Origin of the sequence: Micromonospora sp. NPDC049114 (assembly GCF_040648635.1) — a bacterium.
Lineage (GTDB): Bacteria > Actinomycetota > Actinomycetes > Mycobacteriales > Micromonosporaceae > Micromonospora.
Window position 1 is genome coordinate 82,788 of sequence record NZ_JBEZEA010000019.1, and the last position, 7,950, is coordinate 90,737.

6 protein-coding genes are annotated in these 7,950 nt (G+C 74.8%); 2 read left to right on the top strand and 4 right to left on the bottom strand.

Annotated elements, in window-relative coordinates; all coding sequences use genetic code 11:
• Positions 1–16: 16 nt before the first annotated feature.
• Entirely contained in the window at positions 17–3,691 is a 3,675-nt protein-coding gene (locus AB0B39_RS31370) for a hypothetical protein (RefSeq protein ID WP_357576094.1), read from the bottom strand.
• A 165-nt stretch (positions 3,692–3,856) separates the two neighbouring features.
• Positions 3,857–4,654, bottom strand: a complete 798-nt coding sequence (locus AB0B39_RS31375; RefSeq protein ID WP_357576095.1) for a DNA-formamidopyrimidine glycosylase family protein — start codon at positions 4,652–4,654, stop codon at positions 3,857–3,859.
• Positions 4,655–4,763: 109 nt separating this feature from the next.
• On the opposite strand from AB0B39_RS31375, the gene AB0B39_RS31380 reads away from it, so the two are divergent.
• Positions 4,764–6,035, top strand: a complete 1,272-nt coding sequence (locus AB0B39_RS31380) for a hypothetical protein (protein WP_357576096.1) — start codon at positions 4,764–4,766, stop codon at positions 6,033–6,035.
• A 25-nt stretch (positions 6,036–6,060) separates the two neighbouring features.
• Here AB0B39_RS31380 and AB0B39_RS31385 read toward each other — a convergent pair whose 3' ends face one another.
• Both AB0B39_RS31385 and AB0B39_RS31390 read right to left on the bottom strand, forming a co-directional pair.
• On the bottom strand, positions 6,061–6,366 hold the full coding sequence (locus AB0B39_RS31385; RefSeq protein ID WP_308195446.1) for a CPCC family cysteine-rich protein: 306 nt from the start codon (positions 6,364–6,366) through the stop codon (positions 6,061–6,063).
• A complete protein-coding gene (locus tag AB0B39_RS31390) occupies positions 6,329–7,129 on the bottom strand; it encodes an SAM-dependent chlorinase/fluorinase (protein WP_357576097.1) in 801 nt (266 codons plus the stop codon). Before AB0B39_RS31390 ends, AB0B39_RS31385 begins: the two co-directional genes overlap by 38 nt.
• Before the next feature lie 126 nt (positions 7,130–7,255).
• Here AB0B39_RS31390 and AB0B39_RS31395 point away from each other — a divergent pair, with 126 nt between their 5' ends.
• Entirely contained in the window at positions 7,256–7,870 is a 615-nt protein-coding gene (locus AB0B39_RS31395) for a hypothetical protein (RefSeq protein WP_357576098.1), read from the top strand.
• Positions 7,871–7,950 lie beyond the last annotated feature (80 nt).

Below are 7,950 nucleotides of genomic sequence, written 5' to 3' on the forward strand. Positions count from 1 at the left end.
GCCCCCGCCCCGCCCGTCACGGTGGGGTAGTGACCGGGATCGGCCCGGTGTACGGCGAACTGCCCACGACGTTGAACGACCGGATCCGGTAGTGGTAGGTCACGCCCCGGGCCAGCCCGGTGTTGGTGAAGCCGCGACCGGTCACGGTGAAGGTCGCCACCTCCTGGCCGAACGCCGGGTCCAGCGCCCGCTGCACGATGAACCCGGACCCCGGACCGGCGGGCGTGTGCGCCGTCCACCCCAGCACCACAGTGGCGGTGTCCGGCCCCGGCGCGGTCGCGGCGGCGGTCACCTCGCTCGGGATGCCCGGCGCGGGCGGCGTGCTCGCCGCGGCCACCGTCGACCAGGCCGAGGCGGCGCCCAGGTACGTGGTGCGGACCCGGTAGTAGTACGTGGTGTCCGGGGCGGCAGTGGTGTCCAGGTGGTTGTCACCGACCCCGATGGCAGTGGTACCCGGGCCGCTGGTGAAGGTCGGATTCGTGGCCCGCTGCACGTCGATGCCGGTGGCGAAGGAGCGGTTTGTCCAGCGCAGGGCCACCCGCAGCGGCGCGGCGGGCGGGATCGCCGCGATCAGCCCGCCCGGCGCGGCGAGATGCACCGAGGCGGGCACGCTGTTGGACCAGGACGAGTAGCTGACGTCGTTCTCGGCACGGATCCGGTAGTGGTAGGTCTGGCCGGGGGTGACCGTCGCGTCGGTGTAGCGGGTGGCGGCGGCCGCGACGGTGATCGTGGTGACGTCGCCGCCGAAGGTCGCGTCGGTGGCCCGTTGCAGCAGGTGGCTGGTCGCGGGCGGGCGTCCGCCGTTGCCGGTCCACGCCAGGGCGATCGCCGGCAACGCGGTGGCCGAGCCGGGCACCGGCGTGGCGGTCAGCCCGGTGGGCGCCCTCGGCGTCACCCGCAGCACCAGGGGACGACTCATGCCCAGGTCGCGGTGGCCGGCGAGCTGGCTGTGCCAGCGGTACTCCCATCCGAGGTTGACCATCTGGTTGACGACCACGGCGGCTCGCCCGTCGGTCGGGCTGATCGGCGTCGACCCGGCCCGCGCGCCGGGTGGACGCCCGGGGTCGAGCAACCGGACGCTGTCGCCCAACTTGAACGGCAGGGCCGGAGCGACGGGACGGAGCGCCACCACCACGTCCTCGCGCGGGTTGACCCGGACGATCTGCTTCCAGCCCAGCTCCGCCGGGTGCGGCTGGCGCTGCGTGCCGTCCCAGCCGACCCGGTTGACGACCTGCACGTCGCAGCCGCCGAAGTGCAGCGGCTCGGTCTGCCGGACGTTGCCGCTGATCCGCCACAGCTGGGTGCCGTCGGCCGGGGCGCCGACCGGGATGGCCGGGTCGGCGGCGTACAGCACCTCGGTGACCGGGTCCGTCGGGCCGAGCGGCAGGGTCGCCGGTGCGAGCGGCCCGGCGTGCGGGTGGGCGACGCCGAGTCGCCCGGCCAGCCGCCCGTGACCGGGTTCGAACACCTGCTGGGCGGCCTTGATCTCGATCGGCAGGGTCACCGGGCCGCCGCCGCCCAACGGCGTGAACGTCACCGTGTCGGCGTGCGCCGACACCGTCGTCTCGGCCGCCGTCCGGCTGCCGAAGGCCGGGTCGTACGCCGGCTGCGGCACGATCGGCGGGCGCTGGCTGGCCGCGTACGCCCCGGGCAGCCGCTCGCACAGCCGGGCCAGGTCGTACGCCGGTTCGGGCACGCCGCGCACCCGGAACTGGAGCAGGGTACGGGTGTTCGGCCCGTACCCGGGCTCGGTGGGCGGTGGGCCGCCCTCGGCCGTCCGGTCCGGTGCGTCGGTGTGCTGGTCGTTGCGCGGGTCGAAGCCGGGCAGCGGGGCCGGGGCGTCGTTGTAGAGGATCAGCGTGCTGCCCGGCGCCACCGTGGAGAAGTCGACGAGCACGTCGGCGCGCTCACCCGGGGCGAGCAGCAGCGTGTGCCCGTCCACGTTCAGCACCGTTGGGTCGAGCCGGTCGTAGCGGTAACCGATCGGCCGGTTCGGCAGCACCACCGGGGCGGGCAGCAGCCCGGCCTCGTTGCCGATCTGGACGAACTCCGGGCCGGCGGCCCGTGGGTCCGGCACACCGCCGTCCCGCCCGTCGCTCGGCCAGGCCGCCGGCCGGTCCGGTGCCCGTACGGCGGGCACCATCGGCACCTCGCCGGCGTCCGCGTCGGCCAGGACGCCGTCGTCGGTCCACATCGGCGCGTCCGAGCAGGCCCGGTAGAGCTGTAGGTGGAGGCTGCGGTCCAGGCAGGCGTTGAGGATGCGGAACCGGTACGCGCGGGGACGCACCTCCAGGTACGGGTAGGCGACGCCGTTGACCAGCGGGGTGTCGCCGTACGCCGCGGGCACCGCGGACGGGTGTGGCACCCCGGGGCGCAGCGGGGGCTCGGTGGGCGCCCCGACGGGGTCGTGGTGCGGGTTCGGCACCGGCCCCGGCCCGGTCGGTGGTGGCCCGCCGGTGATGCGTTCCGCCAGCGGCCAGCCGTCGACGGTGGGCTCGCCGTCGGCCCGGCTGCCGTCCGGGGCGGGACTGCGCGACCAGGGGCCGTAGTCCCACCGGCCGGTGGGGTTGCGCCCGCCCGACCGGTACGGGTTCTGCCGGGGCTGGTAGACGTGGGGGTGCCAGAGGCTGCCCCGGGCGCCCCACCGTTCCCGGTCCCAGGTCGGGTCCTCGGCGGCGAGTTGGGTGTCGTCCGGTACGAACGTCTTGTCCTCGATCACCAGGGGCAGCTGGTCGGCCGGCAGCACCCCGTCGGCGACGAGCTGGTCCTCGACCGGGTCGGTGAGCAGGTAGGGCGCGAGCTGCCCACCGTAGACGGTGAGCCGCGCCAGGCCGACTGTGTTGTCGTGGAACCAGAGCAGCCGGCCGCTCTGCTCGTTGGGGAAGTAGAGCGTGGTGGCCCCGACGCCGGGCGGTGGCATGTCCGGCACCGGCGTCAGGCCCGTCCCGGTCGGGTACGGGGTGATCTCACCGGCCGGGGTGATCCAGTGCCCGGGGTTGCCCGCGCTGGTCCAGCCGGTCTGCGCCCCGGCCAGGTGCAGGACCGCCCGGTTCTGCGGGTACGGCGCGGGGCCGTCCAGCGGGCCGATGCCGGCCCCCTCGACCGTCTCGTCGACAGGTAGGAACAGCTCGCCGGCCCGGCCGGTGGGGAGCTGGTTGATGAACTTCACCCGGACCGGCCGGCCCCGCCGGGCGTGGATCATCGGGCCGAGGTGCCAGGGTCGCTCCGGGGGCGCCACGGTGTTGTGGCCGGACGCGTCGGTGCCCAGGTTGAGCTGGCGGTAGCCGCGCAGCCGGGTGGCCGGCAGGTCCCGGTGCAGGCGCTGCGTGTACTCCTGGAGCCCGATCTCGTAGTAGTCGCAGCCCGGGTAGCTGATCGTGTCGGGCACCGCCACCGGCAACCGCCCGCCGAGGTCGGTGCCGCCCGCCCGGCCGGGGATCGGCAGCGCGTCGACGAACTTGCGCAGCCCGGTGCCCGGCGCCGGCCGGCCGTCGGGGCCGCGCGTCGGGCGGGGACTGTACGCGACGTTCGGCACCGGCCCGAAGCAGCGCGGCACGGCGGTCGGGTCCAGGCTCGCGGCGGGTGCGGCCTCCTCGGTGGTACGCGCGGCCGGCACGGACACCGTCCGGCCGAGGCTGTCGGGGGTGGGCCGGTAGAAGAAGGTGGAGCGGAGTCTGCGGAAGATCGCCATGACTCTCCCCGAGGTTGGGGCACGAGGATCGCCACCCCGGCGTGGCGGCCCTCGGCACTCTGCTGACGGGCGGTGAGCACTCAACCGCAGCATGCGACGTCGGAGGCCGGATAGGAATTACCCAATCGTCCGTATCTGGGCTGGCCCCGGCCGGCGAGGGCCAGTTCAGGTGTCCGACTGCTCCGGCTGGCACACCGGGCACCAGTAGGTGACCCGTTCGCCCAGCTCCTCCTTGCGGATGGCGGTGCCGCAGCGGCGGCACGGCTGGGCGCGGCGGCCGTACACGTAGCTGGTCTGCCCCCGGTGCAGCGAACCGGTGGTGCTCTGCGTCCAGCGGCCCCGGTTGGCGGCCAGCAGCCGCTGCGCGAGCGCCACAGTGGCGGGCAGGTCGGGCACCGCGCCGACGGGCGTCCACGGCGACACGCCCCGCAGGAACAGCACCTCGCACTTGTAGAGGTTGCCCACCCCGGCCAGGTTGCGCTGGTCGAGCAGGGCCTCGCCGATGGTCTGCTCCGGGTGCCCGGCGAGCCGCCGGACCGCCTCGGTCGGGTCCCAGTCCGGGCCGAGCAGATCCGGCCCGAGGTGACCCACCAGGCCGTCCTCCTCGCCGGTCGGCACCAGGGCCAGCTCGTGCAGGTGGTAGCCGACCGCCACCGCGCCGGGGGTGCGCAGCACCACCCGGATCAGGTGCGCGGGTCGGCCGCTCCACCGTTCCCCCGGCGCGTACGCCCGCCAGGCGCCGTCCATCCGCAGATGGGAGTGCAGCGTCCACCGCGCGTCGTCCGGGGCGGTGAGGCGGAGCAGCAGGTGCTTGCCCCGGCTGGCCGACTCGCGGACGGTCCACCCGGTGAGGTCGGTGGTGGCCAGCTGCGGCACCCGGAAGTCGGACCCGGTGAGCCGCGCGCCGGCCAGCGCGCGGTGCAGCACGCGGGCGGTGTTCCAGACGGTGTCACCTTCGGGCACCCTGCCATCCTCCCTCTTTCGAGCAAGATTCGCATGTGTCGCTATTTGTAGTCAGGTTCCTCATGATCTCCTGACATGCGAGGGTCAGGGAGTTCTGAGGAGAATGCCCATGACGCGACCTCATTGTCGTATCCGACCCGCCACCCTCACCGCCACCCTCGCCCTCACGCTCACAGCCGCCGTAGCGCCCGCCACCAGCCTTTTCCCGACCACCGTCCCCGCAACCGGCACGTCGCTCACCCTGACCGCCGCCGCGCCCGGTGCGGAACGGTGGAGCGCCGACCTGTCCGTCGACCGGGACGACGTCAACGTCCGGCGTACCGCCGCCGGGCTGCGGCTGCGCGAGGCGCGCACGGCCGGACGCACCCCGCGCAGCCCGCACAGCGCGCTCGCCGAGGGCATGCTGCTGACCGCGCCACGCGCCCTCACCCGACCGGCCACCCGGGTCCGCGCCGCGATCAACGCCGACGTCCCCGCCGGCGCCAGCGTGGAGGCACAGGTCCGCGGATGGCGGGTCAATGGCTGGACCGAGTGGCGGGCCGCCACCGCCACCGCCGGCACCGTCTTCGACCGGCCGGTCAGCCAGGTGCAGACCCGGGTGGTGCTGACCGCGCGGGTCGGCGGCGCCACCGCGACGGTACGCGGCGTCCAGCTCACCGCCGACGCGACAGCAGCCGTCTCCGCAGCCACGCCCGGCCTCACCTACCGGGTGTACGCCACCCGGATCGGGCTGGTCGGCGAACTGACCGCCAACGGCCGCACGATCCAGCCGCGCGACCACTTCGCGGCGCTACCGTCGCGCCGGGGCCTCTCCCCGCTCAACAGCGGCGACTACACCGTGCGGGTCTGCACCACCACTGGCGCCCGCTGCGAGTACGCCCCGGTCTGGGACGTCGGGCCGTGGAACACCCGCGACGACTACTGGAACCCGTCCGCGGTGCGGGAGAACTGGAAGAACCTGCCGCAGGGCCGGCCCGAGGCGCAGGCCGCCTACCAGTCCGGCTACAACGGTGGGCGGGACCAGTTCGGGCGTACGGTGCTCAACCCGGCCGGCATCGACCTGGCCGACGGCACCTTCATCGACGGCCTCCAACTCACCACCAACGCCTGGGTGGACGTCGCCTACCTGTGGACCGGCGGCGGGCCGCGCGGCGTCGTCGGTGACGGGCCGCTCAACATCCGCAGCGGGCCCAGCACGTCGTACGCGGCCCGTGGCTTCGCCGCACGGTTCGCCAACGTGCCGATCCAGTGCTACGTCACCGGTCAGTCGGTCGCCGGCCCGTACCGCACCACCACCAGGTGGAACCGCCTGGCCACCGGGCAGTACGTCAGCCACGCGTACATCTCCGCCGTCTACGGCGGCACCGTTCCGGTCTGCTGAGTCGACCCCGCCTCGGCGGGCGTCCTCAGGGACGCTCGTCGGGGCGGGCGGGGCGCACCATGTCCTGGTAACGCGGGTGGCTCGCCCCGTACACGGCGTAGTTGAGCCGGGCGTGCGACAGGCTCAGGTCGCCGTTGGCGCCACCCCGCACGGCGTCGGCGTCGGCGTCACTCTGACCGTCGTCGGTCCAGAAGCAGACCGGGCAGGTCCCGCCGCCGGTCCGAGAGGCACAACAGGGACAGCCCACGGGAACTACGTGTTCACCCACCGGGGCAGCATTCCATAGTCGAATGTCACCCGGCCACCCGCAGGAGGTCACCCGGAGACACACCGAGGACGTCCACCGCCCGGCCGCCGTTGACCGCCACCGCCACCAGATCGGCCGAGTCGACGTACACCACCAGGCCGCCCTCCGGCGCGTCGCCGAACGTCCGTCCGCGCACGGCCGCGCGGGCCGGTCCGGGCCCCGACGAGCTCACCCGGACGGCGGCCGGGAGTGGGCCGAGCACCTCGGCCGGTGCGGCTAGTTGAACGTTTCCGAAATGGTCGACGGTCAGCACCTCGGCGGTGAAGCCCTCGGCGTCGCGGGCCACGACCGGCGGCGGCAGCCGGACCAGCCCGTCCGGGTCGACCGCCGGACCGGCCCCGGCCAGCGGCGCACCGAGCGCCAACCGGGCCGCCACCGGGGCGAAGACGTCCCGGCCGTGGAACGTGCCGGAGACCTGGGCCGCCAGCCAGCGCGGCTCGGTGAGTTCCACCGCGGCGGTCACCCCGCCGAGCGCGGCGGCGGCGTCCGGCAGCAGCCCGTTGTCCGGCCCGACCAGCAACCCACCCGGCGTGGCCAGCGCGACACCCCGCCGGGCGGTGCCCACCCCCGGGTCGACCACCGCCACGTGCACGCCCACCGGCAGGTAGGGCACGGTCTGCGCCAGCACCGCGGCTCCGCGCCGGACGTCCGCCGGCGGCACCAGATGGGTCACGTCGATGACCCGGGCGGCCGGCGCGATCCGGGCGATCACCCCGTGGCAGGCGGCCACGAAACCGTCGGTGAGGCCGTAGTCGGTGGTCAACGAGATCCACGGTGTGCCGGACATGCCCGCAGGTTAGCCTCCCGGCGCGTCGTTCCCTGACGAGTCGTGCCATTGGGTTGGCGGATATGGGACAGCGCGCTGCCCGACCGGCCACTGCCGCCGTCCGGCGCGGCCCGTCAGACTGCCCTGGTGACACATCGGAGCCTGCCCGCCGTCGGGATCCTTCTGGTCGCCGTCGCTCTGACCGCTGGCTGCGGCAGTGACGACAACAGCTCTCGGGCGGCCTCGCCGGCCTCGCCCGTCGCGACCCCGGTGGCGAGCGACCTCGCGAGCGCGCCGACGCCGTCGACGGTCCCGTCCGGTTCGGCCGATGCCGCCGAGCCGTCGGGTCGCCCCGTCCAGCCGACCCCGCCGCCCGCCGTGCCGCCCGCGCCAGCGCAGGGGCCGGTCGAACGCCGGCCGGCCAGCCCGCCGCCGGTGGTGCTGCCCGCGCGCCCGGCCGGTGCGCCCGGCGCCCGACAGGTGGTCGACGCCTTCAAGGCCGCCGGTCTGCGAGTGACGCACCCGAAGGACCGCTCCGTGGACTGTGGACCGGACGGCCTCGGGCTGGGCTGTTCCGAGATCGTCGCCACCGACGGCGTGACTGTCTACGTGTTCCCCGACGAGACCAGCGCGGGCGACATCGCCGAGACGTGGGGCGGCCAGTCGTACCGGCGTGGGGCCGTGGTGCTCAACTACCTCGAGGCGAAGACCCCGGCGGCCGACCGACTTCGCTACGAGAAGATCCTCAACGGCCTCCGCTGACACCGAGCGTCGGCCGCCAGCCTCGGCTGACACTGGCCACGCCGGCGGCCGGCGGCCGGCGGCCCGGCCCCCGCCCCCCC

Excerpts from the sequence above, each read along its gene's own strand:
- AB0B39_RS31370 (WP_357576094.1), bottom strand. The coding sequence starts at position 3,691 with ATGGCGATCTTCCGCAGACTCCGCTCCACCTTCTTCTACCGGCCCACC.
- AB0B39_RS31380 (WP_357576096.1), top strand. The coding sequence starts at position 4,764 with ATGACGCGACCTCATTGTCGTATCCGACCCGCCACCCTCACCGCCACC.
- AB0B39_RS31390 (WP_357576097.1), bottom strand. The coding sequence starts at position 7,129 with ATGTCCGGCACACCGTGGATCTCGTTGACCACCGACTACGGCCTCACC.